The 23,285-nt window shown below is 30.6% G+C and carries 25 protein-coding genes; 24 read left to right on the forward strand and 1 reads right to left on the reverse strand.

What is annotated here, in order from left to right; genetic code table 11:
• Positions 1–3 precede the first annotated feature (3 nt).
• From sigE to spoIVA, 15 genes are all read left to right on the forward strand, one after another.
• Positions 4–711 carry an RNA polymerase sporulation sigma factor SigE gene (gene sigE / locus H9661_RS03270; protein ID WP_143314829.1) on the forward strand — a complete coding sequence of 236 codons (708 nt, stop codon included), beginning with the start codon at positions 4–6 and terminating at the stop codon, positions 709–711.
• 81 nt (positions 712–792) lie between these two features.
• Positions 793–1,566 (forward strand): RNA polymerase sporulation sigma factor SigG, encoded by a 774-nt coding sequence (gene sigG / locus H9661_RS03275; protein ID WP_143314830.1) that lies wholly within the window; start codon positions 793–795, stop codon positions 1,564–1,566.
• A gap of 105 nt (positions 1,567–1,671) precedes the next feature.
• On the forward strand, positions 1,672–1,938 hold the full coding sequence (locus H9661_RS03280) for a YlmC/YmxH family sporulation protein (RefSeq protein WP_143314831.1): 267 nt from the start codon (positions 1,672–1,674) through the stop codon (positions 1,936–1,938).
• A 75-nt stretch (positions 1,939–2,013) separates the two neighbouring features.
• Positions 2,014–2,469, forward strand: coding sequence for a transcriptional regulator NrdR (nrdR, locus tag H9661_RS03285; RefSeq protein WP_143314832.1), 456 nt, complete (start codon positions 2,014–2,016; stop codon positions 2,467–2,469).
• Between the two features lie 145 nt (positions 2,470–2,614).
• Complete coding sequence (pgeF, locus tag H9661_RS03290) at positions 2,615–3,355, forward strand: peptidoglycan editing factor PgeF (protein WP_191767721.1); 741 nt, start codon at positions 2,615–2,617, stop codon at positions 3,353–3,355.
• Between the two features lie 11 nt (positions 3,356–3,366).
• The gene (locus tag H9661_RS03295) at positions 3,367–4,080 is read left to right on the forward strand and encodes a response regulator transcription factor (RefSeq protein ID WP_143314834.1); all 714 of its coding nucleotides are present in this window, start codon (positions 3,367–3,369) and stop codon (positions 4,078–4,080) included.
• Positions 4,070–5,746 carry a HAMP domain-containing sensor histidine kinase gene (locus tag H9661_RS03300; RefSeq protein WP_143314835.1) on the forward strand — a complete coding sequence of 559 codons (1,677 nt, stop codon included), beginning with the start codon at positions 4,070–4,072 and terminating at the stop codon, positions 5,744–5,746. The genes H9661_RS03295 and H9661_RS03300 overlap by 11 nt, the downstream gene beginning before the upstream one ends.
• 139 nt (positions 5,747–5,885) lie before the next feature.
• Positions 5,886–6,773, forward strand: a complete 888-nt coding sequence (locus H9661_RS03305; RefSeq protein ID WP_143314836.1) for a phosphate ABC transporter substrate-binding protein — start codon at positions 5,886–5,888, stop codon at positions 6,771–6,773.
• Positions 6,774–6,798: 25 nt separating this feature from the next.
• A complete protein-coding gene (pstC, locus tag H9661_RS03310; RefSeq protein WP_143314837.1) occupies positions 6,799–7,689 on the forward strand; it encodes a phosphate ABC transporter permease subunit PstC in 891 nt (296 codons plus the stop codon).
• Positions 7,689–8,573, forward strand: coding sequence for a phosphate ABC transporter permease PstA (pstA, locus tag H9661_RS03315; protein WP_143314838.1), 885 nt, complete (start codon positions 7,689–7,691; stop codon positions 8,571–8,573). The genes pstC and pstA overlap by 1 nt, the downstream gene beginning before the upstream one ends.
• A gap of 9 nt (positions 8,574–8,582) precedes the next feature.
• Complete coding sequence (pstB, locus tag H9661_RS03320; protein WP_143314839.1) at positions 8,583–9,332, forward strand: phosphate ABC transporter ATP-binding protein PstB; 750 nt, start codon at positions 8,583–8,585, stop codon at positions 9,330–9,332.
• Positions 9,333–9,349: 17 nt separating this feature from the next.
• Complete coding sequence (phoU, locus tag H9661_RS03325; RefSeq protein ID WP_143314840.1) at positions 9,350–10,012, forward strand: phosphate signaling complex protein PhoU; 663 nt, start codon at positions 9,350–9,352, stop codon at positions 10,010–10,012.
• A gap of 285 nt (positions 10,013–10,297) precedes the next feature.
• A complete protein-coding gene (gene der / locus H9661_RS03330) occupies positions 10,298–11,617 on the forward strand; it encodes a ribosome biogenesis GTPase Der (protein ID WP_143314841.1) in 1,320 nt (439 codons plus the stop codon).
• Positions 11,617–12,609 (forward strand): NAD(P)H-dependent glycerol-3-phosphate dehydrogenase, encoded by a 993-nt coding sequence (locus H9661_RS03335; protein ID WP_143314842.1) that lies wholly within the window; start codon positions 11,617–11,619, stop codon positions 12,607–12,609. Before der ends, H9661_RS03335 begins: the two co-directional genes overlap by 1 nt.
• Positions 12,610–12,802: 193 nt before the next feature.
• Positions 12,803–14,281: a stage IV sporulation protein A gene (gene spoIVA / locus H9661_RS03340; protein WP_143314843.1), complete on the forward strand. Its 1,479-nt coding sequence runs from the start codon at positions 12,803–12,805 to the stop codon at positions 14,279–14,281.
• A gap of 61 nt (positions 14,282–14,342) precedes the next feature.
• Here spoIVA and H9661_RS03345 read toward each other — a convergent pair whose 3' ends face one another.
• A complete protein-coding gene (locus H9661_RS03345; RefSeq protein ID WP_143314844.1) occupies positions 14,343–15,368 on the reverse strand; it encodes a branched-chain amino acid aminotransferase in 1,026 nt (341 codons plus the stop codon).
• 234 nt (positions 15,369–15,602) lie between these two features.
• Between H9661_RS03345 and H9661_RS03350 the strand changes: the two genes are divergently transcribed.
• The 9 genes from H9661_RS03350 to def all read left to right on the forward strand — a co-directional run bounded on the left by H9661_RS03350 (position 15,603) and on the right by def (position 23,280).
• A complete protein-coding gene (locus H9661_RS03350; RefSeq protein ID WP_191767722.1) occupies positions 15,603–16,007 on the forward strand; it encodes a PBECR3 domain-containing polyvalent protein in 405 nt (134 codons plus the stop codon).
• Between the two features lie 246 nt (positions 16,008–16,253).
• The gene (locus H9661_RS03355; protein ID WP_143314846.1) at positions 16,254–17,237 is read left to right on the forward strand and encodes an asparaginase; all 984 of its coding nucleotides are present in this window, start codon (positions 16,254–16,256) and stop codon (positions 17,235–17,237) included.
• 130 nt (positions 17,238–17,367) lie between these two features.
• Entirely contained in the window at positions 17,368–18,249 is an 882-nt protein-coding gene (locus H9661_RS03360; RefSeq protein ID WP_143314847.1) for a YicC/YloC family endoribonuclease, read from the forward strand.
• A gap of 15 nt (positions 18,250–18,264) precedes the next feature.
• A complete protein-coding gene (gene remA / locus H9661_RS03365) occupies positions 18,265–18,534 on the forward strand; it encodes an extracellular matrix/biofilm regulator RemA (RefSeq protein WP_143314848.1) in 270 nt (89 codons plus the stop codon).
• Entirely contained in the window at positions 18,534–19,145 is a 612-nt protein-coding gene (gene gmk / locus H9661_RS03370; RefSeq protein WP_143314849.1) for a guanylate kinase, read from the forward strand. The genes remA and gmk overlap by 1 nt, the downstream gene beginning before the upstream one ends.
• 3 nt (positions 19,146–19,148) lie before the next feature.
• Positions 19,149–19,367, forward strand: coding sequence for a DNA-directed RNA polymerase subunit omega (rpoZ, locus tag H9661_RS03375; protein WP_143314850.1), 219 nt, complete (start codon positions 19,149–19,151; stop codon positions 19,365–19,367).
• Between the two features lie 2 nt (positions 19,368–19,369).
• On the forward strand, positions 19,370–20,560 hold the full coding sequence (gene coaBC / locus H9661_RS03380; RefSeq protein WP_191767723.1) for a bifunctional phosphopantothenoylcysteine decarboxylase/phosphopantothenate--cysteine ligase CoaBC: 1,191 nt from the start codon (positions 19,370–19,372) through the stop codon (positions 20,558–20,560).
• 53 nt (positions 20,561–20,613) lie between these two features.
• Complete coding sequence (gene priA, locus H9661_RS03385) at positions 20,614–22,818, forward strand: primosomal protein N' (RefSeq protein WP_191767776.1); 2,205 nt, start codon at positions 20,614–20,616, stop codon at positions 22,816–22,818.
• 12 nt (positions 22,819–22,830) lie between these two features.
• The gene (def, locus tag H9661_RS03390; RefSeq protein WP_143314852.1) at positions 22,831–23,280 is read left to right on the forward strand and encodes a peptide deformylase; all 450 of its coding nucleotides are present in this window, start codon (positions 22,831–22,833) and stop codon (positions 23,278–23,280) included.
• The last annotated feature ends 5 nt before the right edge of the window (positions 23,281–23,285 follow it).

The raw sequence follows: 23,285 nt of genomic DNA on the forward strand, positions 1-23,285 counted from the left end.
AATATGATTAGACTAGATATATTTTTTAACAGATTAGTAACAAAACTCAAATTATTTAGAAAGAAAATTCATTATATAGGTAGAAATGAGGCTTTACCACCACCGCTAACAAAAGAAGAAGAGGAGAAACTCGTAACAAAAATATTAGAAGGTGACGAGAATGTAAGAAGCACATTAATTGAAAGAAATTTAAGGTTAGTAGTATATATAGCAAAAAAATTTGAAAACACAGGTGTTAATATTGAAGATTTAATATCTGTGGGGACAATTGGACTTATTAAGGCGGTAAATACATTTAATCCAGAGAAAAAAATAAAACTTGCAACGTATGCTTCTAGATGTATAGAAAATGAAATTCTAATGTATTTAAGAAGAAACAGCAAAATTAAAGCGGAAATATCGTTTTATGAGCCTTTAAATATAGATTGGGATGGAAATGAATTATTATTATCAGATATCTTAGGAACAGAAAATGACACGGTATATAATCTTATTGAAGATGAAGTAGATAAGCAATTATTATTCATGGCTTTTAAAAATTTAAATGAAAGAGAAAAAGAAATTGTTAAATTAAGATTTGGATTATTTGGAACTAGAGAGAAGACTCAGAAAGAGGTTGCTGACATGCTTGGGATATCTCAGTCATATATTTCTAGACTTGAAAAGAAAATTATTAATAGGTTAAAAAAAGAAATTAGTAGAATGCTATAGTTTGTCTTTAGTATAAAAGAATCTTCTATCGGAGATAATTATTAATGCAGTTAGTTATTACTTCCGAAGGGGTTGATGATATTGATCATTAATAAAGTAGAAATATGTGGAGTAAATACATCTAAACTCCCAGTACTAAAAGAGAAGGAGAAGAGATCGTTACTTATACAAATGCATAATGGGGATAGTATGGCTAGAGAGACCTTTATAAAAGGTAATTTAAGGCTTGTGCTAAGCGTTATTCAGAGATTTAATAATAGAGGAGAAAATGTAGATGATTTATTTCAAGTTGGATGCATTGGATTAATGAAAGCAATAGACAATTTCGATTTAAATCAAAATGTAAAATTTTCTACATATGCGGTACCTATGATTATTGGAGAGATTAGGAGGTATTTAAGAGACAATAATTCAATTAGAGTTAGTAGGTCTCTTCGAGATATTGCATATAAAGCTTTAGTTGTAAGAGATAAATTAATAAAGGACAATAATAAAGAACCTTCTATATCGCAAATTTCAAAAGAACTTAATCTACCTAGAGAAGATGTTGTATTTGCTCTTGATGCTATTCAGGATCCAGTATCACTATATGAACCTATTTATCATGATGGTGGAGATGCAATTTATGTAATGGATCAGGTTAGTGATAGTAAAAATACTGATGAAAGCTGGCTTGAAAATATATCGATAAAAGAGGCTATGAAGAAATTAACAGATAGAGAAAAACTCATATTAAATTTAAGATTTTTTAATGGAAGAACACAGATGGAAGTTGCAAATGAGATTGGTATATCTCAAGCACAGGTATCTAGGCTTGAAAAAACAGCATTAAAGCACATGAGGAAAAATGTTTAAAGGCGTTAGGAATATTCTAACGCCTCATTTATTAGAATATTAAGTTATAATAATTTACAATTTGAATATAATGTATAAAAATCAAGATAAAGTCGGGGGATAGGTATGGAGGAAAGTTTAAATTCAATAAATGCAATGAAGATGATGGAAGTAATAGATATAAATGCTGGAGCTAAAGTTGGATTTATTAAAGATATAAAGATTGACTGTGATGAACATAGAGTTTTATCTATTATTTTACCAGGTGAAACTAAAGGATGGTTCTCTAAAACAGAAGATATAGAAATACCGTGGAACAAAATAATTAAAATAGGTCTAGATGTAATATTGGTAGATATAAATGGGACTAGTAATAATAATATTTGTGAATAATACTGGATATAGGAAAGAAAAATATGTATAATAACTTTATGAATTAAATAAACATAAGGAAAGGCGAGAATAAACATGAGGTGTCCCTTTTGTTCCTGTGAAGAGAGTAAAGTTGTTGATTCTAGATCGACAGATGATAATAATACAATAAGGAGAAGACGAGAATGTTTAGGTTGTGGAAAGAGGTATACAACTTATGAAAAGATTGAAGATATTCCTATTCTTGTTGTGAAGAAAGACCTAACTAGAGAAAACTTTAATAAAGAAAAAATAATTAATGGACTTATAATAGCTTGTCAAAAAAGACCGATTTCAAGAAAGCAAATTGAAGATATAGCAGATTATATTGAAAAAACAATTTCAAATGGAATGTTAACAGAAGTTCAAAGCAAATATATTGGTGAAATGATAATGGATAAGTTAAAAGAAGTTGATGAAGTTGCTTATGTTAGGTTTGCATCTGTTTATAGACAGTTCAAAGACATAAACACTTTTTTGGAAGAGATTAAAAATTTAATGACTACTAGTTAATTTGTAGGTATAATAAAGCTGCTGAGATTAATCAGCAGTTTTTTTATATATTCCTAAAGTTAATCTTAGGTTAATTATTTTCATAAAAATAGATGGGAGAACTTTATAATGTTAAAATGAGGTTATAAAGTATTAAGGAGGAGTAATGAAAAGAATAGAGTTAAAAACCTTAAAAAGAATGAAGGATTATTTAGTTATAGAAAATGAAAAAACTAAGGTTGTTTTTTCTACATCAGAAGAGAGTAAAAATTTTAATAGAAATACAGAGGAAGGACTTAATAACATTAATGGACTTACTAGAGAATTTCGCGTTGACAAAGTTATTTACTTAAGGCAAATTCATTCGGATACTATTTTTTCTTATAATGGAGAAAATGGCGAGGAACTCATAGAAAAAGAAGGGGATGCTATAATAACTAATGTTAGAAATAGTATAATAGGTGTTTTTACTGCTGATTGTGTTCCTGTAATTTTAGTAGATGAAGTTTCAGGTTCTGTTGCAGCAATCCATTCTGGATGGAAAGGAACTTTCAGTTCAATAACAAAGAAAACAGTTAGAAAGATGGAGAAAGAATATAGTGTGAATCCAGTAAATATTAAAGCATATATTGGGCCACATATTAGAAAATGCTGTTATGAAGTTTCACAAGAATTGAAGGAAAAGTTTTTGTTAGAAAAAGGAATTGATGAAAAAATATTATTTAATGATAGAAATTTAAGCTTAGAAGAATGTATATTTAAAGATTTACGGGAATGTGGGATAGAAGAAGAAAATATTAATTCTATATCACTTTGTACTCATTGTTCTAATGAAGTTAAATTGTATTCATATAGGGCTTCAAATGGAGCATACGGAAGATTATTTTCATTTGTATTAATAAAATAGGGGGGATAAAAGTGGCAGAAGAAAAAATATTAGTAGTGGATGATGAAGAACATATTTTAGAACTTTTAAAATTCAATTTAGAGAATGTAGGTTATAAGGTTTTTACAACTAATAATGGAATAGATGCATTAAAGTTTGTAAAGGAAAATAAACCTGATGTTGTATTATTAGATTTAATGCTACCAGGGATGGATGGTTTTGACGTTTGTAAAGAGATAAAGAATAATAAGGATACTTCAGGGACTGCGATAATAATGCTAACTGCAAAAGGGGAAGAATTAGATAAAATACTTGGATTAGAGCTTGGTGCTGATGATTATATAACAAAACCATTTTCAGTAAGAGAGTTGCTAGCAAGGGTTAAAGCGTTGATTAGAAGATTGACAAGTGTAAAAGATTATAATGAAGAGTCTTTTGAAAGTGGAAGGTTGAAGATAAATTTTGAAAGACATGAAGTTTTAATTGAGAATAATAAAGTAGATTTAACCTTGAAGGAATTTGAGTTGTTAGAAATATTGATAAAAAATAAGGGGAAGATACTTCAGAGAGAAACTTTATTGGATAAGGTTTGGGGGTATGAATATATTGGAGAAACTAGAACTGTTGATGTTCATATAAGATATATAAGAAAGAAAATAGAGGAAGATGATAAGAATCCAAAGTATATTGAAACCATAAGAGGAGTAGGGTATAGATTTAACCCTTTAGATAGTGATGAGAAGTAAGATATTAGCTAGTGTCATAATAACTGTAATATTTGCTTTACTTAGTGCTACTTGTCTTTTTATAATTATTGCCAATGATAATGAAGTGAATAAAACCACTGAAGCTTTAGAAAACTTAAATAATTATGTTAAGGAATTAAATATCACTGATGCGAAGGTTATAGAATCTTACAAAATAAATGGTGTAGATGTTAGATGTACCTTTATAGATAAGAATGGGAAAGTTATTTATGATACTTATGGAAAGCTAGAAGAAAATCATTTAAGTAGAATTGAAGTACAAGAAGCGTTGAAAAATGGTAGTGGCTATTCAGTAAGGTCAAGTGATACAACTAGAATTAAAACTGTGTATTACGCATCGTTGCTTAATGATGGAACGATATTAAGAACATCAATTCCTTTTGAAACAGTGGTGTTTTTCAATTATGATACTATGATTTATTGGATTGTTATATTAATAAGTGTATTAGGATTTTCTGTGTTTTTGTCTACAAAACTTGTAAAGACCATAGTAGGACCATTAAAAGATTTAGAAAATGTAACAGCAAGGATTGCAAATGGTGATTTACATATTAGAGCTAACCAAGGAACGGGAGGAGAGATTGGATCATTAGCAAGAACATTTAATAATATGGCAGATCAATTGCAAAATCAAATTAATCAAGTTATAGACAAGCAGAATAGGTTAGAATCCATTTTAAGTTGTATGGAAAGTGGAGTAATAGCAGTAAATCGTAGAGATGAAGTAATTACAATTAATCCTTATGCTAGGAGAATATTTGGAATTAGAAAAAATATCACTGGAGAAAATATTTCAAGTTATATAAAGGATTATGATATAAATAATTTCTTAAATGGAAATGAAGAAGCAGAAAAAGAAATTAAGCTATTACATCCAATAGAAAGGGTGCTTAGAATAAAAAAAGCAACAATTGTGTATGATTTGGAGAAGATAGGAAAGGTAATAGCGGTACAAGATGTAACAGATATAAGACGACTAGAAAATATGAGAAGTCAATTTGTGGCTAATGTTTCTCATGAATTAAAAACTCCGTTAACATCAATTAAAGGCTTTGCAGAAACATTAAGATATGTTGAAGACGATGAAACTAGAAAAAAATTTTTAGATATAATAGATAAGGAGTCGGAAAGACTTAGTAGGCTTATTAATGATATTTTAGTGCTTTCAAAAATAGAAAGTGAATGTATAGGAGAAGAAAAGGAATTTTTACCAAATGGAGAAATTGATGATGTAATGAATATGGTTAAAAATTTTGCAAATTCTAAGAATATAAAGATAAAACTTGAACAAACTAATTCAGAGATGCTTTATGGAGATAAAGATAGATTTATTCAAATAGTATTGAATCTAGTGGAAAACGGAATAAAATATTCTAATACTGGAGCGACAGTTATTATACGAAGTTTTAGTGCTGAAGGTGAATATGTATTACAAGTTGAAGATAATGGAATTGGAATTCCGGAAGATGATATTCCTAGAATATTTGAAAGGTTTTATAGAGTTGATAAGGCAAGAAAGAGTGGAGGAACAGGGCTTGGTCTTGCTATAGTAAAGCATATAGTTAAAACATTTAACGGAGAAATAACCGTTAAAAGTAAGTCCGGTGTTGGTAGTGTGTTTACTGTGAAAATTAAACATATCTAATAACAATAAAAAACTTATTCCAATGTTAAATTTAATTAACATTCTTCTAATATAACTTAACATTAATCAAATATTTGGTTAACTTTCGAGGTTTATCATTAACATTGTAAGATAAATAAAAGATTTCGGAGGGGAAGTTATGAAAAAGAAAAGCTTAAAATTAGTACTTGGAACATTGCTAGTTACTATGCTCGGAGGTGCATTAGTAGGCTGCGGTTCTAATAATACAGACTCTGGAAATGGTAGTGAAGAAAAAACTATTTCTATAAGTGGGTCTTCAGCATTATTACCACTTATGGAAAAGTCAATAGAGGGATTTAAAGAAAAAAATTCTGGTGTTGAAATTAATGCTCAAGCAGGTGGATCAGGGATAGGATTAACTCAGGTATCTGAAGGATCAGTAAATATAGGTAATTCTGATATTTTTGCAGAAGAAAAATTAGATAAAGACAAAGCTGGTGAGTTAACTGATCACAAAGTTGTGGCACAAGGATTTGCTGTAGCTGTTCATAAGGATTTAGGTGTAAAGAATTTAACTAAAGATCAAATTAAGAAGATTTTTTCAGGAGCGATAAAAAACTGGAGTGAAGTTGGAGGTCCAAACAAAGAAATATTTGTTGTTCATAGACCAGCATCTTCAGGAACAAGAGTAACTTTTGAAAAAACTCTTTTAGATGGAAATAAGGCATTTGAAAATGATTCAATTGGAGCAACTCAAGATCAAAATGGATCAGTATTAAGTGCTATGAAGCAAAATGACGGGGCAATAAGTTATTTAGGGCTTGCTTATATGAGCGGCAACGAAGCTAAATCAACTTTAGTTGGAATTTCAATAGATGGAGTTGAATGTAATAAAGATAATATTACAACAGGAAAATATCCTTTCTGGTCATGGGGGCATATGTATACAAAAGGTCAAGCTACTGGATTATCAAAAAATTTCATAGAATATATAATGAGTGATGAAAATAAGTCAGCTGTGGAAGAATTAGGATTTATATCAGGAAGTGAGATGAAAGTTAAATAATTTATAATATTAAGGAATGAGAAATATGGAAAAAAGAAGTTTTAAAGAACGTTTTTTTAATGAATATTTAGGAAAAACATTTGCAAGCATATGTGGTATGCTAATAATTATTATAACCATTTCTATTATTGTATTTATTGCACAAAAAGGCTTACAATTGTTTATCAAAGGAAACTTCAGTATAACAGAGTTCTTATTCTCAGATGAGTGGAAACCAGGTGGAAGCCCAGCATCCTTCGGTGCTTTGGCTTTCATTTTAGGTTCTACAATAGTGTCTATGGGTGCAGTAATCATTAGTGCGCCTGTTGCTATTTCTCTGGGGATATTTGTTAACGTTATATCTAAGAAGTTAGGAAACAAGATAATAAAACCTTCACTTGAAATATTAGTTGGTATTCCATCTGTAGTTTATGGATGGGTTGGTGTTTCATTACTTGTACCATTTATAAAACAAAATGTAGGAGGTATAGGATATTCTCTTTTGGCGGGTATTTTAGTGCTTGCTTTAATGATTCTACCAACTATAGCTACATTATCTATAGATGCTATAAAGAGTGTGCCACACGAACATATTGAAGCATCATATGGTTTAGGAGCTACAAGATGGCAAACTATAAAAAATGTTATTGTTCCTGGTTCTAAAAGTGGGATTTTAACTGGAGTAGTTTTAGGTGTAGCAAGAGCTTTTGGAGAAGCCTTGGCAGTTCAAATGGTAATAGGTAATACAGTTAAATTAACAGGAAATCTTATATCTCCATCAGCAACTCTAACAAGTATTATTACCATGGATATGGCAAATACTGCGTCTGGAACTGCTTGGAATGATGCTCTATGGACTTTGGCTTTAATATTACTTATTATTTCTTTCTTATTTATATTAATTATTAGAAGGATAGAGAAAAGGAGTGAAATTTAATGAATCCTAAGAAAGCTGATAAGCTAGCAACTATAATAATTTACATAATGAGCTTTTTTGTAGTTATTATCTTAGGTGCATTTATACTATATATTTTGGGGAAGGGAATATCAATGTTGAAGCCTAGTTTTCTCTTTGGAGCCCCAAAGACAACCTCAGCTGGTGGTGGTATAGGACCTCAATTGTTTAACTCCTTTTACATGCTTTTGGTATCATTAATAATTACTGTTCCAGTAGGAGTAGGTGCAGGAATATATCTTGCAGAATATGCTAAGGAAGGGCCAATAGTTAGGTTTATTAGATTGTCTTTAGAAACAATGTCTTCCCTTCCATCTATAGTAATTGGTATGTTTGGAATGTTAGTATTTGTTAATATGGCAGGATGGGGATATTCAGTTTTAGCTGGAGCGTTGTCTGTTAGTATTTTAAATATACCATCAATGACTAGAATTTCAGAAAATGCAATAAAAGTAGCGAGTTTGAGGGTGAAAGAAGCTTCTTTAGGGTTAGGAGCAAGTAAATGGCAAACAATTGCCAAACTTACACTACCTACTGCTATGGGAGAAATATTAACAGGAATTATTCTTGCTTCAGGTAGAATATTTGGAGAAGCAGCAGCATTTCTATACACAGCAGGATTAAGTTCAGGTAATTTGAATTTTAATGAAATAAGTTTAGCAGGAAAAACATCAGCTTTTTCTTTGTTTAAGCCAGCTGAGACTTTAGCGGTTCATATTTGGAAACTTAATTCTGAGGGAGTAGTACCAGATGCAGCAGCTATTGCCAATGGTACTGCAGCAGTATTGATGTTAGCCGTATTGCTATTTAATTTATTAGCAAGATTACTTGGAAATAGGTTGTTAAGATCATATAGTGGAAAGTAGGAGGAGAAAATGGCGATTATTGAAACGAAAGATTTAGATCTTTATTATGGAACAAATCAAGCATTAAAAAAGATAAATTTGGATATAAACAAAAATGAGGTTACAGCACTTATTGGACCATCAGGGTGTGGAAAATCAACATTTTTACGAACATTAAACAGAATGAATGACTTAATAGAGATAGTTAAGGTAGAAGGAAAAGTATTATTCGAAGGTAAAAATATTTATGATGATTACGATGAAATTGCATTGAGAAAGAGAATAGGAATGGTATTCCAAAAGCCGAATCCTTTTCCTATGTCGATTTATGATAATATAACTTATGGGCCTAAGATTCATGGAATAAAAGATAAAAAAGTATTAGATGAGATAGTTGAAAAAAGTCTTAAAGGAGCAGCGCTATGGGATGAAACTAAAGATAGATTGAAGAAAAGTGCACTAGGACTTTCGGGAGGACAACAACAGAGACTTTGTATAGCAAGAACTTTAGCAACTTCTCCAGAAATAATATTAATGGATGAACCAACTTCAGCATTAGATCCAATATCAACAAGTAAAGTTGAAGAATTAATGGATGAATTGAAAAAAAAGTACACAGTTATAATAGTAACGCATAATATGCAACAGGCAGGTAGAATAGCCGATAAAACTGCTTTCTTTTTAAATGGTGAAGTAATTGAATTTGATGCTACAGAAAATATTTTTTATAAACCAAGAGATAAGAGAACAGAAGATTATATTACAGGTAGGTTTGGATAAACTAGGAGGTGAATTAAATGACAAGAATTTCTCAAAAGGCTAGAATTAATGAAATAAATCGTAAATTGCTGCTTATGGCGAGTTTGGTTGAAAAGCAGATATATGGAAGTATGGTTGCTCTTAAAAATCACGATATAAAGGCAGCTGAGGAGATAGTAGGCTCTGACGATAAGGTTGATGATTTACAACAAAAAATTGAAGAAGAATGTATAAAGTTTATTGCTACGGAACAACCTCTAGCAAAGGATTTAAGAAATGTTTTTACAGCAACAAAAATCGTAACAGATTTGGAGAGAATGGCAGATCATGCTGTAGATATTTGCAAAATCACAAAAAAAATTAATTTATCTGGTGGAAGCTTTCCGGAAGAAACTTTAGCTCTATGGGACATGGAAGAGCAGGTAAGAAAGATGATTGATTTATCTATTAATGCATATATAGAGAGAGATGTGGAGAAAGCATATGAAATATGTAAGATGGATGATGATGTAGATGTAATTTATAAAAGAATATTTACTGACATTTTAAGCATAATAAAGGTTGATGACAGTAAAACAGAAAAAACTGCTCAGTTATTATTTGTAGCCAAATATTTAGAAAGAATTGGGGATAGAGTTACAAATATATGTGAAGGTACTATTTTTTCTAGTAAAGGAACTTATGTAGATTTGAATGAATAATATTATTTATTAGCAAGTTAAATAATTAATTATATGAGAGGCTGTCTTATAGATGATAATGTTACAATCATTTGTAGACAGCCTTTTATTTTATATTAAGATAGGTAATGTGTATTAATAAGAATTGACTAAAATATATTATTAATGTAATATAGCATAAGATAGAAAACTTTACATAAAGAAAAGATTATTTGAAAATTTATTCTTTTTTAGGTAAGAATATAAATAGAAAACCAAAGATGATTGACATATGGAATTATCTATAGCAAGAGGAGGAAAATACTAATGGGAAAACCAATAGTAGCGATGGTTGGAAGACCTAATGTAGGGAAGTCAACATTGTTTAATAGATTAGCTGGAAAGAGAATATCAATAGTAGAGGATACACCAGGAGTTACAAGAGATAGAGTTTATGCTGAGGCAGAATGGTTAAGCTATAATTTTACTATGATAGATACTGGCGGTATAGAACCAGAAAGTGATGATGTAATAGTAAAACAAATGAGAAGACAGGCAACAATTGCAATAGAAACTGCTGATGTTATAGTTTTTATAGTTGATGGAAAAGAGGGAATAACGCCTGCAGATGAAGAAGTTGCAAATATGCTTAGAAAAAGTAAGAAACCTATTGTGTTAGTTGTTAACAAGGTAGATTCTCTTAAGGAAGAAGATAATGCATGGGAATTCTATAACTTAGGCATAGGAGATCCGATTACGATATCAGCATCACAAGGATTAGGGCTAGGAGATATGCTTGATAGAGTTGTAGAAAATTTTGATAATGCTGAGCTAGAAGATGAAGAAGATGAGTATATAAGAATAGCAATGATTGGTAAACCTAATGTAGGGAAATCTTCTCTTATAAATAGATTGTTAGGAGAAGAAAGAGTAATTGTATCAAATGTACCTGGAACAACAAGGGATGCTATTGATAGCTATCTTGAAAACGAACTTGGAAAGTTTATACTTGTAGATACAGCAGGAGTAAGAAGAAAGAGTAAGGTAAAAGCTGAAATTGAAAGATATAGCGTTATTAGAACACTTGCAGCAATTGAAAGAGCAGATGTTTGTATTTTGATGATAGATGCTACAGAAGGAATAACTGAGCAAGATGAAAAGATAATAGGTTATGCTCATGAAATGAAGAAAGCTATTATGGTAATAGTTAATAAGTGGGATCTTATAGAAAAAGATGATAAAACTATGGAAAAGTTTAAGAAAGAACTTCAACAAAATCTTAAATTTTTAGCATATGCAGAATATCTTTTTATATCAGCATTAACAGGACAAAGAACTCATAAGGTTTTAGAAATAGCTAAAAAGTGTTATGATAATTATAATAAGAGAGTTTCAACTGGTATTCTTAATGATGTAATAAGTAAAGCTATTTTAATGAAAGAACCTCCAATAGTTGCTCTTAAAAGGCTTAAGATATTCTACGCAACTCAAGTTGCAACAAAACCACCTAAATTTGTATTCTTTGTTAACGATACGAATGCTAGACATTTTTCTTATGAGAGATATTTAGAAAATCAATTGAGAGAAAGTTTTGATTTTAAGGGGACTGGTATACAGATAGAATATAGGGAGAGGAAGGAAAAGTAATGAGCAAAATAGCCTTTATTGGCGGTGGAAGCTTTGGTACTGCATTAGCTATTCTTTTGGCTAAGAAGGGACATGAAATATCAATATACGATAGAGATGAGACTGTTGTTAACGATATAAATAATAACAGAAGAAATGATAAGTATATTAAAAATTTGGTTATCCCAGAAAGTGTTACTGCTTTCATCAATATAAAAGAGGCTGTAAAGTCTATAGATTATTTAGTGTTAGCTATTCCATCTCATGTAATAAGGAACATGGCTAAAGAATTAAGGGAAATTATTGATGAATCAGTACCGATCATATCAATAGCTAAAGGGATAGATCCGGAAACGGATGAAAGATTATCAGTTGTTATTGAAAAGGAATTGAAAAATCCAGTAATAGTTTTATCGGGACCAAGTCATGCCGAGGAGGTAGCCGCAGAAATTCCAACTACGATTGTAGTTACATCAAGAAATATGGAATATGCTGAAGAAGTTCAAGATTTATTTATGACTAACGACTTTAGAGTATATACAAATGAAGATATAATAGGTGTGGAAATTGGAGGAGCAGTAAAAAATGTAATTGCTTTGGCATCAGGAGTTATTGATGGCATGGGGTATGGTGATAATACAAAAGCTGCTTTAATGACAAGAGGAATGACTGAGATTGCAAGAATTGGAATAGCGCTTGGGGGTAAGGCCGAGACTTTTTATGGCTTGACTGGCATGGGAGATCTAATTGTTACTTGCACATCTATGCATTCTAGAAATAGAAGAGCTGGGATTCTGATTGGACAAGGCAAAACTATGAAAGAAGCACTTGATGAAGTAGGAATGATTGTAGAAGGAGTTAAAGCATGTAAAGCCTTTTATGAATTAAAAGAAAGAATTGGCATATCAATGCCTATAACAGATGCTTTATATAGGGCATTGTTTATGGGGAAACCTCCAAAGGTGTGTGTTAGTGAACTTATGAAAAGAGAAAAGAAGAGTGAAACCTGGTAAGTATAGAAGTTTTAAATAGAATGTAGGAAATTTGTTTCCTACATTCTATTTTTTATCATTTTGTCATGTAACAAGCATATTATATCTTGAAGGGACGGTATATTAAACTTATTCTTTTGGATTAAAAATAAGAATATATTTTTATCAGGAAGAATATATATATATTGTTAAAAATATTTTAGGAGGTAATAACTTGGACAGCTTCAATATATATAAAGATATAGCTGAAAGAACCCAGGGGGACATATATGTTGGTGTAGTTGGTCCTGTAAGAACAGGGAAATCTACGTTTATAAAAAAGTTTATGGACCTAATGGTTATACCAAAGATTGAAAATAGTTATAAAAAAGAAAGAGCTAAAGACGAGCTGCCTCAAAGTGGATCAGGGAAAAGTATTCATACTACTGAACCAAAATTTGTACCTAATGAAGCTGTTGAGATAAGTCTTGATGAAGAAATTAGGTTTAAAATCCGTATGGTAGACTGTGTTGGATATATCGTAAAAGGCGCATTAGGATATCTTGATGGTGAAGAAGCAAAAATGGTTCATACTCCTTGGTATGACTATGAGATACCTTTTGAAGATGCAGCAGAACTTGGAACTAGAAAAGTTATAGAAGACCATTCAACTATTGGATTGGTAATAACAACGGATGGAAGTATTACAGGAATCGAAAGAAATGAATATCTAGATGCAGAAGAAAGAGTGATCGGAGAATTAAAATCTATAAAGAAACCATTTATTGTAATCTTAAATAGTGCAAAACCTAATGCACCAGAAACAAAAGCATTAAAAATGGAGATGGAAGAGAAATATAATGTAACAGTACAAATTCTAGATGTTTACAATATGAATGAGGATGATATTGAAGAAATATTTAAACATGTACTTAAAGAATTCCCAGTTAAAGAAATCAACATAGATATGCCAGAATGGCTTGAAAAACTTGAACCAACTCATTGGCTTAAAAAAGATTTCTTTAATATAATTAAGGATATGAGTAAGGACATATCGAAGGTTAAAGATATAAAGGCATCCCTAAAAAACATGAAGAGCGATGAGTACTTAGGAACTTCTCTATTAATTGAAATGGATCTTGGGACAGGAACTGGTAGAATATTATTAAAACCAGAAGATGGTGTATTCTATAAAGTTTTAAGCGAGATTTGTGATTTAGATGTAGTATCAGAGAGTGACTTGTTATCCTTAATAAAGGAATTGAATTATGCCAAAAAAGAGTATGATAAAGTTAAAGATGCATTGGAAGAAGTTAAAAATACTGGATATGGGTTAGTTGCACCACAATTAACAGAGATGAAATTTGAAGAACCTGAAATTGTAAAGCAAGGAAATAAATTTGGGGTTAAACTTAAAGCAAGCGCTCCATCATTACATTTTATTAAAGCAGATATAAAAACTGAAATTAGTCCGATAATGGGATCGGAGAAAGAATCAGAAGAACTTGTTAAAGCTTTGTTAGATCAATTTGAGACTGATCCAACTAGTCTTTGGCAAAGTAACATGTTTGGAAAATCTTTAGAAGTGCTAGTAAAAGAAGGGCTTCAAAATAAATTGTATAAAATGCCAGAAGATGTTCAGGTGAAAATTCAAAAAACCTTACAAAAGATAATTAATGAGGGTAGTGGTGGTTTAATTTGTATAATACTATAACAATTTAAAAAAGAACTCCTTAGATTTTACTAAGGGGTTCTTTTTTAGATTAAGAGTTTAGTTATTTAACTTTATAAATCCATCCCTCTGGACCTTCAATATCTCCAAATTGAATACCAACAAGGGTATCATATAGTTTTCTAGTGATAGGACCAACTTCAGTTTCACTGTGGAATACATGTAGCTTGTTTTCATATTCGATTCCTCCGATTGGAGTTATAACAGCAGCAGTTCCACAGGCACCAGCTTCTTTAAATTCATCTATTTTATCAATAAATACATCACCTTCAACTACTTCTAAATGCAAAACTTCTTCAGCTAATTGGAGAAGTGAATATTTTGTTATACTTGGCAGTATAGATGGTGATTTAGGAGTTACAAATTTATTATCATGGGTAATTCCAAAAAAGTTTGCTGCTCCAACTTCTTCAATTTTAGTATGAGTTGCAGGATCTAAATATATACAGTCTGCAAACCCTCTTTCGACTGCAATTTTATGAGGTTCCATTGATGCAGCGTAGTTACCGCCAACTTTTTGCTGACCTGTTCCAAATGGAGCGGCTCTATCATAATCAGATATCATAAAGTTAACAGGTGCTAATCCTCCTTTAAAATAAGCTCCTACAGGCACGCAGAAAACACAAAAAATATATTCTGGGGCTGCCTTAACACCAATGTTATTACCAACGCCTATGATAAAAGGCCTTATATATAGTGTTCCGCCAGTACCATAAGGAGGAACGAATCTCTCATTTGCTTTAACTACTTGCATACATGCATCAATAAATTTCTCTTCAGGTAATTGTGGCATTAATAATTTTTTACACGAATCATTAAGTCGGGATGCATTTCTATTTGGCCTAAATAGCTGAATACTTCCATCTTTTGTTCTATATGCTTTTAGCCCTTCAAAACATTGTTGACCATAATGTAAAGATGTAGATGCTTCGCTAATTGTAAGCATATTATCTTCAGTTAATTTTCCGTCATCCCATTCTCCATCTTTCCAAGTGGATATGTAACGATAATCAGTTTTGATGTATTCAAAACCAAGTTCATCCCAGTTGATTTTTTCATTCTTGTCCATGGATATCTCCCCAATCTTTATTAAATATTATTAATATATATTCTATCACTTTATTAAGAATGGTAAAGAGTAAAAGTGGAAAAATGACTAATTTTTTAAAATTAGATGTTAATATTTGATTATAATTGAATATAATAATAGTAGTTAATATATTGGTATATTATAATATAATTAGAGTATATCATGAAGAATTGGTGACATTTCTAAAAAATATAAGGCATGGTGATGGTGATTATGAGAAGTTATTATAAAGCTTATAAAAAAGTCGGACGAATAAATACTTCTTTGGCAGAAAGGCTAGGCTTCGCATTTGATGGAAGTGTTTATGCCTCACCGGGGGTGATAAATCACATTAAGAAGCGCCATGGCAAACAATTAACTAAAAGAGTTAAAGAAAATTTACTACAGATAATGGAGGGGATTATTGAAAATCCTGATTATATTGGTGTTGATGAAAGAAGGGGGAGTGGTGGAGCGCTAGAATTAATAAAGAAAATAGATAATACGATTCTTTTAGGGTTAGAGGTAGACTTAGAAGAGAAATATATTTACGTATCTACCATGTATCCTATAACCAAAGGTAAAGTCAACAACAGAATTTATAGTGGTAGAATAGTTAAATTTAGCGATATTACATGAATTATTTTAAATAAAAAACTTGAAACATTTTTGTGGTAGAATTATAATATATATTAAGTGTTTTTGAGGTGAGAAATGGCTCCTCATACGCTACTTTAAGTAGTAACCAGAGATGCAGGGTACGCCGACCTGCCAAAAACTTTGCTTTATGTGTAACTTTTGGGAGACCAAAAGTTATTTTACTTTATTGAAATAATTATCAAATGAAATAAATAAAATATGCTAAAGATATGATGGAGGGAAAATATGAAAAAAGTTGCAGTTATATTTAATGGTGGGACTATATCGATGAAAGTAGATGAAAGGATACAAGCAGCAGTACCTTCTTTGAGTGGAGAAGAAATAATGGCGATGGTTACAGGAATTGAATCATATGCAAAAATAGAAAGTCATACATTTTCTGATTTGCCATCACCTCATGTAACACCAGAGTTAATGCTTGAATTGTCAAAAAAAGTTAGAGCTTTAGTTGAACGTGAAGACATAGATGGAGTTGTAATAACGCATGGTACGGATACTCTTGAGGAAACAGCTTATTTGTTAGATTTAACTTTAATAACAAATAAACCAGTAGTTATCACTGGAGCAATGAGAAGTAGTTCGGAATTAGGTTATGATGGACCAGCTAATCTAGCAGCATCAATCTGTACAGCTATATCAGAAGAAGCTAAAGGCAGAGGTGTTTTAGTTTGTTTTAATGGAGAATTAAATAGTGCAAGAGAAGTAACAAAAGCAAACTCAATGGCATTGAATGCGTTTAGAACTCCTAATTTTGGACCAATAGGAATAGTTGATAATAATAATGTAATATTCTACAGAAAATGTCCAAAAGGAAAACATATAGTAATTGATAAATTAAATTCTCATATAGCACTTATTAAATGTGTAGCTGGGATGGATGAAGAATTTATAAATTTTGCTATTGATAAAGGATATAAAGGGATAGTTATAGAAGCCATGGGAAGAGGAAATATACCTCCTAAAATGGTAGAGGGAGTTAAAAGAGCAATAAATAATAACATACCAGTAGTTGTGGTATCGAGATGCTTTGAAGGAAGAGTTTTTGAATCTTATGGATATGAAGGTGGAGGAAAAAATCTTAGAGATATAGGTGTTATATTTGGAGATAATATGCAAGGACAAAAGGTTAGGATAAAGTTAATGGTTGCTTTAAGTCATTCATCCAATATGAAATTTATTAAAGAGTTTGTAGAAGATGGGTTATATTAGATCAGTGGAAAATTGAAAGTGATTTCCTCAAAAATATAAACAAATGTTAATATTCTGTGAATAAACTATTGACTGAAAAAAGTTAGTAGATTATTATAAACTATAGTTTATGGAAAATTGGAGGCAGGACATGGTAAAAAGTATGACTAGCTTCGGAAGAGCACAAGGTGAAGAAGGTAAAGGATATTTATTTTCTATTGAAATGAAAAGTGTTAATAATAGATATCTCGATATAAACATAAGATTGCCTAAATTTATGATTGCTTTAGAAGAAGAGATAAGAAAAATAGTAAATAAAAGACTCAGCAGAGGAAAAGTTGATATATTTATTAATTATAAAAGTTATGGCAAGGGAAATGCTATTCCTAAATTAAATGTTGATTTAGCAAAAGAATATTATAATTGTCTTAAAAAATTATCAGATACATTGGAAATAGAAGATGATATAACACTTTCAAAGATTGCAAAACTTCCAGAGGTTATAACTCTAGAAGTTCAAGAAGAAAATATTGAAGAAATTCTTGGAGAAATTACACCTTTACTTAATATAGCTCTTAATAATATGAATGATATGAGAATAAATGAGGGTGAAAAATTAAAGGAAGATATTATTTTAAAGTTATCCAGTATTGAGGATAGTGTTAAAAAAATTGAAACTTTAGCAGAAGAAGTTCCAAAGCAATATAAAAGAAAAATTGAAGAAAGAATAAAGGAACTTACTAGTGGGATGACAATAGATGAAGAAAGAGTAGCTATGGAAGTGGCAATTTTTGCTGATAAAGCTGCTGTAGATGAAGAGATTACAAGATTATATAGTCATCTAAATCAAATGAGAAAAACACTGAACTTGGATGAACCAATTGGTAGAAAGCTAGACTTTATTGTTCAAGAAATGAATAGAGAAACAAATACAATTGGATCAAAATGTAATGATATGGATATGACAAACTTAGTCATTAACATAAAAAATCTAATAGAAAAAATAAGAGAACAAGTGCAAAATATTGAATAATTAGGAGGAAATAAAATGGGTATTAAGCTAATAAATATTGGTTTTGGAAATATAATTTCAGCTAATAGATTAATTGCGATTGTAAGTCCAGAATCAGCACCAATTAAAAGAATCATTCAAGAGGCAAGGGATAGAGGGATGCTTATTGATGCAACTTACGGAAGAAGAACAAGAGCTGTTATAGTTACTGATTCAGATCATGTTATTCTTTCAGCAGTACAACCAGAAACTGTTGCACATAGATTATCAACAAAGGATGATGTAGTAGATGAGGTTGAAGATTAATGAATAAAAGAGGAGTACTAATAGTCATTTCTGGGCCATCAGGAGCAGGAAAAGGAACTATATGTAAAGCACTACTTGAAAAGCATGATGATCTTTACCTTTCGGTATCTGCTACTACTAGAGAACCTAGAAAGGGAGAAGTTCATGGAGTAAATTATTATTTCTTAACAAAAGATGAATTCAGAAAAAGAATTGATAGAAATGATTTCTTAGAGTGGGCTGAAGTATATGAAAATTTTTATGGAACACCAAGATCTAGTGTTGATAAAATGTTAGATGAAGGAAAAAATGTAATTTTAGAAATTGATATTCAAGGAGCTCTTAAAGTTAAAGAAAATTGTGAAGATGGTGTATTTATATTTATTCTTCCACCTTCTATGGAAGAGCTTAAACAAAGAATAATAAATAGAGGAAGTGAAACACCAGAATCCTTAATGAGGAGATTTACATCAGCTTATCAAGAAATAAATTATATTTCGAAATATAATTATGGTGTGATAAATGATAAAGTAGAGGATGCAGTAGTTAAAATAGAAAATATTTTGGTTGCAGAGCAGTGTAGGGTCGATAGAATAAAAGATGACATATTAACAGATCGCAAGGAGGTATAAATAATGAATAATACAATGATTAATCCATCAGTTATAGATTTATTAAAAAAAGTTGAGGACAGATATTCACTAGTTATCGTTACTTCAAAAAGAGCTAGACAATTAATTGATGGGTCTAAACAACTTACAGAAGTTGATTCTAAGAAACCTTTAACAATAGCTATAAACGAAGTAAATGAAGGGCTTGTTACTTATGAAGCAGTAGAGGATTTAAGTAAGTAATTATGAAAGAGAATAAATGTGTTGTTTTAGGTGTTACTGGTGGAATCGCGGTTTATAAAGCTCTTGATATTGCAAGTTCATTAAGAAAAAAAGATATCGATGTTAGAGTGATAATGACAAAGTCTGCTACAGAATTTGTGGCGCCACTAACTTTTCAAGCAATAAGTCAAAATCTTGTAACTACAGACATGTTTCAAGAACCAAAAGCTTGGGAAATACAACATATTAGCTTAGCTCAAAGAGCAGATGTTTTTTTAGTTGCACCTGCTACAGCTAACATAATAGGGAAGGTAGCTAACGGCATAGCAGATGACATGTTATCAACAACTATTATGGCAACTAATGCTAAAGTTATTTTTGCCCCAGCTATGAATACTGGTATGTATAACAATAGAATAGTACAAGGTAATCTAGAAAAGCTTAAAAAGCTAGGTTATGAGTTTATAGAACCTGATAGTGGAAGATTAGCTTGTGGTGATGTTGGTAAAGGAAAACTACCAGCACCAGAAATTATTGTAGAGAAGGTAATGAGTGAGCTTTACGATAAAAAGGATTTAATAAATAAAAAAGTAATAGTAAGTGCAGGACCAACAAGAACAGATATTGATCCAGTTAGATTTCTTACAAATAGATCAACTGGTAAAATGGGATATGAAATAGCAAAAGAAGCAAGAGATAGAGGGGCTGAAGTTATATTGGTTTCAGGACCTACTAATGAGAAAAAACCCTATGGTATAGATGTTATAGATGTTAAAACTAACGAAGAAATGCTAAATGCTATTATTAATCATTACGATGATGCAGATATTGTAGTTAAAGCAGCAGCGGTTGCAGATTATAAAGCAAAGGAAGTAAGTAGCCAAAAAATAAAAAAAGGTGATGGAGATCTTAGTTTAGATTTTGTCAGAGATAATGATATATTAATGCTACTTGGTAAGAAGAAAAAAAATCAAATTTTAGTTGGATTTGCAGCAGAAAGTCAAAATGTTATAGAGAATGCAAAGGGTAAATTAGATAGAAAAAATCTTGATTACATAGTTGCTAATGATATAACTTCAAAAGATACAGGATTTGGTTCCCAGGATAATAGAGTAAGTATAATTTCTAAAAATGGCGATATAACTACTTTAGAAAAGATGAACAAAAAGGAAGTTGCAAGAAATTTATTTGACATGATTATGGAAAAGCGCTAATTTGCGCTTTTTCTTAATTATAGATATATTTAAAGGAGAGTGAAGGGGTAGTGATAGATTTATATGCTGAAGTAATAGTAAATAGTGAAGCAATAGAACTTGATAGAACCTTCACTTATAAGGTAAAAGAAGAACATAATGAAATTATACAAGTAGGACACCGGGTTAAAGTGCCTTTTGGAAAAGGTAATAGACCTGTTGAGGCTTTTGTCATTGTTCTTAAATGTGAGGGTGTAGAGAAAATAAAAGGTATAAAGAATATATCTAGAATATTGGATGAAGAACCAATACTTTCGAGAGATGATTTAAAGGTTATAGATTTCTTGAGAGAAAGATATTTATGTAAGTATATTGATGCTATAAGAACTATTATTCCTGTAGGATTAATGAGTGGTCTTAAAAATAAAAAGAAACAGGTTATTTGTTTTGCAAAGGAATTAGAAGGGAAATTATTAGAAAAAGAAAATTATAAAAATTTAATATCATATATTAAAGTTCATGATGGAGAATTTTCTAAAAGTGAGATTACGAAAAAAGGAGATTTCTCAATTTATATATTAAATAAACTTATAGAAAGTGGTTTCTTGCAAGTAAAAGAAGAAGTGGTTTATAGATATAATAATAGAGTATATGAGGAAGATTCTAGAAATAGGTTAAACGAAGAACAGTTAAATGTATTTGAAAGAATTATAAATTCAAATAAGAAAGGGTTTTTGTTAAAAGGTGTAACGGGATCAGGTAAGACTGAAGTGTATATGAACCTTGTATCAGAAACATTAAAGCAAGGGAAATCAGCTATAATGTTGGTTCCAGAAATAGCTTTAACTCCTCAAATGATAGAAAGGTTTAAAGGCCGATTTGGAAGAGAGGTTGCCTTATTTCATAGTAAATTAACACCAGGAGAACGCTTTGATGAATGGTTTAGAATAAAAAGAGGCGAAGCTTCACTAGTTGTGGGAGCAAGAAGTGCAATATTTTTGCCTCTAAATAATTTAGGTCTTATTATAATAGATGAAGAACATGAAAATACATATAAATCTGAGAATAACCCTAAATATAGTACAAAAGAAGTTGCGAAGTATCTAAGTGAAATAAAAGGATGCAAATATGTCTTAGGATCTGCAACACCATCTGTTGAAAGTTTTTACGAAGCATTGGAAGAAAAGATTGAGCTCGTGGAAATCAAGAATAGAGTAAGCAACAAACCTTTACCTTCAATGGAAGTAGTGGATATGAGGGAGGAACTTAAAAGTAAAAATTTATCCATATTAAGTAGAAAGCTTGTCTTAGAAATTGAAGAGACATTAAAAAGAGGAGAACAAATTATTTTATTTTTAAATAGAAGAGGCTTTTCAACCTTTGTATCCTGTAGAAGTTGCGGTTATGTATTTAAATGCCCTGAATGTGATGTTTCAATGACTTATCATAAAAATGGTTATTTAGTTTGTCATATGTGTGGTAGAGCCCAAAGAGAGGTTAAGGTTTGTCCTAAGTGTAGCAGCAAATATGTAAAGTTTTTTGGGGCTGGAACTGAAAGAGTTCAAGATGAAGTTAAAAAAACATTTCCTAAAGCTAGGGTTTTAAGAATGGATGTAGATACCACAAGAACAAAAGATTCTCACGAAAGAATATATAATTCATTCAAAAATGGTGAAGCAGATATATTAATAGGGACTCAAATGGTATCTAAAGGATTAGATTTTAAGAATGTTACTTTAGTTGGGATATTAGCTGCTGATATTTCTTTAAATATTCCTGATTACAGGTCAGGAGAAAGAACTTATCAAATAATTACACAGGTAGCTGGTAGAGCTGGTAGGGGAGATAAGAAAGGAAAAGTAATAGTTCAAACATATACTCCAGAGAATGCTAGTTTAAATTATGCGATAAATAATTCTTATGATGAATTGTTTAAGGAGGAGATAAGGGTAAGAAAAATTATGAAGTATCCTCCTTTTAGTACCATCTTACTTATTAACGGGCAAAGCAAATTTGAAGATAAATTAATAAAATTTATGAATAGACTTAAAATTGAATTGAATAAAATATTAGAAGATGAAAATGATTTAGAATTATTAGGACCAACCCCTTGTATAATAACAAAGATAAAAGAAAATTTTAGATGGCAGATTATAATTAAAGGTGATATTTCATTAAATTTAAGAAAAAAAGTTAAAGATACCCTTTATGAATTAACCAAGAGTGTTTATAATGATATAAGAGTTAGTATGGATTTTAATCCAAATAATATGGCCTAGGAGGATTAATTTATGGCAATAAGAAATATAAGAATTAATGGTGACGAGATATTAAGAAAAAAATCAAAAAAAGTAGATAAAATAGATAAGAGACTTTTAGAATTAATAAATGATATGATTGAAACTATGTATAAAGCTGATGGTGTGGGGCTTGCAGCACCACAAGTAGGAATATTAAAAAGACTTTTTGTTATAGATGTTTATGATGGAGAAGGTCCAATGGTTTTTATTAATCCTGAAATATTAGAAACTAAGGGAACTCAAGATGGAGAAGAAGGATGCTTAAGTGTTCCAGGAGTAAATGAAAATGTTGTAAGACCTAATTATGTTAAAGTTAAAGCTATAAATGAAAAAGGTGAAGAATTTATCCTTGAGGGAGAAGAACTTTTAGCTAGAGCTATATGCCATGAAAATGAGCATTTAGATGGAGTATTATTTATTGATCATTTGAAAAGTAATTAGGAGGA

Origin of the sequence: Clostridium cibarium (genome assembly GCF_014836335.1) — a bacterium.
GTDB lineage: Bacteria > Bacillota > Clostridia > Clostridiales > Clostridiaceae > Clostridium > Clostridium cibarium.

Bases quoted from the DNA above. Each gene is read 5' to 3' on its own strand.
- pgeF (WP_191767721.1), top strand. From the start codon at position 2,615: ATGAAAAGAATAGAGTTAAAAACCTTAAAAAGAATGAAGGATTATTTA.
- remA (WP_143314848.1), top strand. From the start codon at position 18,265: ATGGGTATTAAGCTAATAAATATTGGTTTTGGAAATATAATTTCAGCT.
- pstB (WP_143314839.1), top strand. From the start codon at position 8,583: ATGGCGATTATTGAAACGAAAGATTTAGATCTTTATTATGGAACAAAT.
- H9661_RS03345 (WP_143314844.1), bottom strand. From the start codon at position 15,368: ATGGACAAGAATGAAAAAATCAACTGGGATGAACTTGGTTTTGAATAC.
- H9661_RS03280 (WP_143314831.1), top strand. From the start codon at position 1,672: ATGGAGGAAAGTTTAAATTCAATAAATGCAATGAAGATGATGGAAGTA.
- pstC (WP_143314837.1), top strand. From the start codon at position 6,799: ATGGAAAAAAGAAGTTTTAAAGAACGTTTTTTTAATGAATATTTAGGA.
- def (WP_143314852.1), top strand. From the start codon at position 22,831: ATGGCAATAAGAAATATAAGAATTAATGGTGACGAGATATTAAGAAAA.
- sigE (WP_143314829.1), top strand. From the start codon at position 4: ATGATTAGACTAGATATATTTTTTAACAGATTAGTAACAAAACTCAAA.
- pstA (WP_143314838.1), top strand. From the start codon at position 7,689: ATGAATCCTAAGAAAGCTGATAAGCTAGCAACTATAATAATTTACATA.
- H9661_RS03335 (WP_143314842.1), top strand. From the start codon at position 11,617: ATGAGCAAAATAGCCTTTATTGGCGGTGGAAGCTTTGGTACTGCATTA.
- coaBC (WP_191767723.1), top strand. From the start codon at position 19,370: ATGAAAGAGAATAAATGTGTTGTTTTAGGTGTTACTGGTGGAATCGCG.
- H9661_RS03350 (WP_191767722.1), top strand. From the start codon at position 15,603: ATGAGAAGTTATTATAAAGCTTATAAAAAAGTCGGACGAATAAATACT.
- H9661_RS03305 (WP_143314836.1), top strand. From the start codon at position 5,886: ATGAAAAAGAAAAGCTTAAAATTAGTACTTGGAACATTGCTAGTTACT.
- phoU (WP_143314840.1), top strand. From the start codon at position 9,350: ATGACAAGAATTTCTCAAAAGGCTAGAATTAATGAAATAAATCGTAAA.
- H9661_RS03300 (WP_143314835.1), top strand. From the start codon at position 4,070: ATGAGAAGTAAGATATTAGCTAGTGTCATAATAACTGTAATATTTGCT.
- der (WP_143314841.1), top strand. From the start codon at position 10,298: ATGGGAAAACCAATAGTAGCGATGGTTGGAAGACCTAATGTAGGGAAG.
- rpoZ (WP_143314850.1), top strand. From the start codon at position 19,149: ATGAATAATACAATGATTAATCCATCAGTTATAGATTTATTAAAAAAA.
- H9661_RS03360 (WP_143314847.1), top strand. From the start codon at position 17,368: ATGGTAAAAAGTATGACTAGCTTCGGAAGAGCACAAGGTGAAGAAGGT.
- nrdR (WP_143314832.1), top strand. From the start codon at position 2,014: ATGAGGTGTCCCTTTTGTTCCTGTGAAGAGAGTAAAGTTGTTGATTCT.
- H9661_RS03355 (WP_143314846.1), top strand. From the start codon at position 16,254: ATGAAAAAAGTTGCAGTTATATTTAATGGTGGGACTATATCGATGAAA.
- gmk (WP_143314849.1), top strand. From the start codon at position 18,534: ATGAATAAAAGAGGAGTACTAATAGTCATTTCTGGGCCATCAGGAGCA.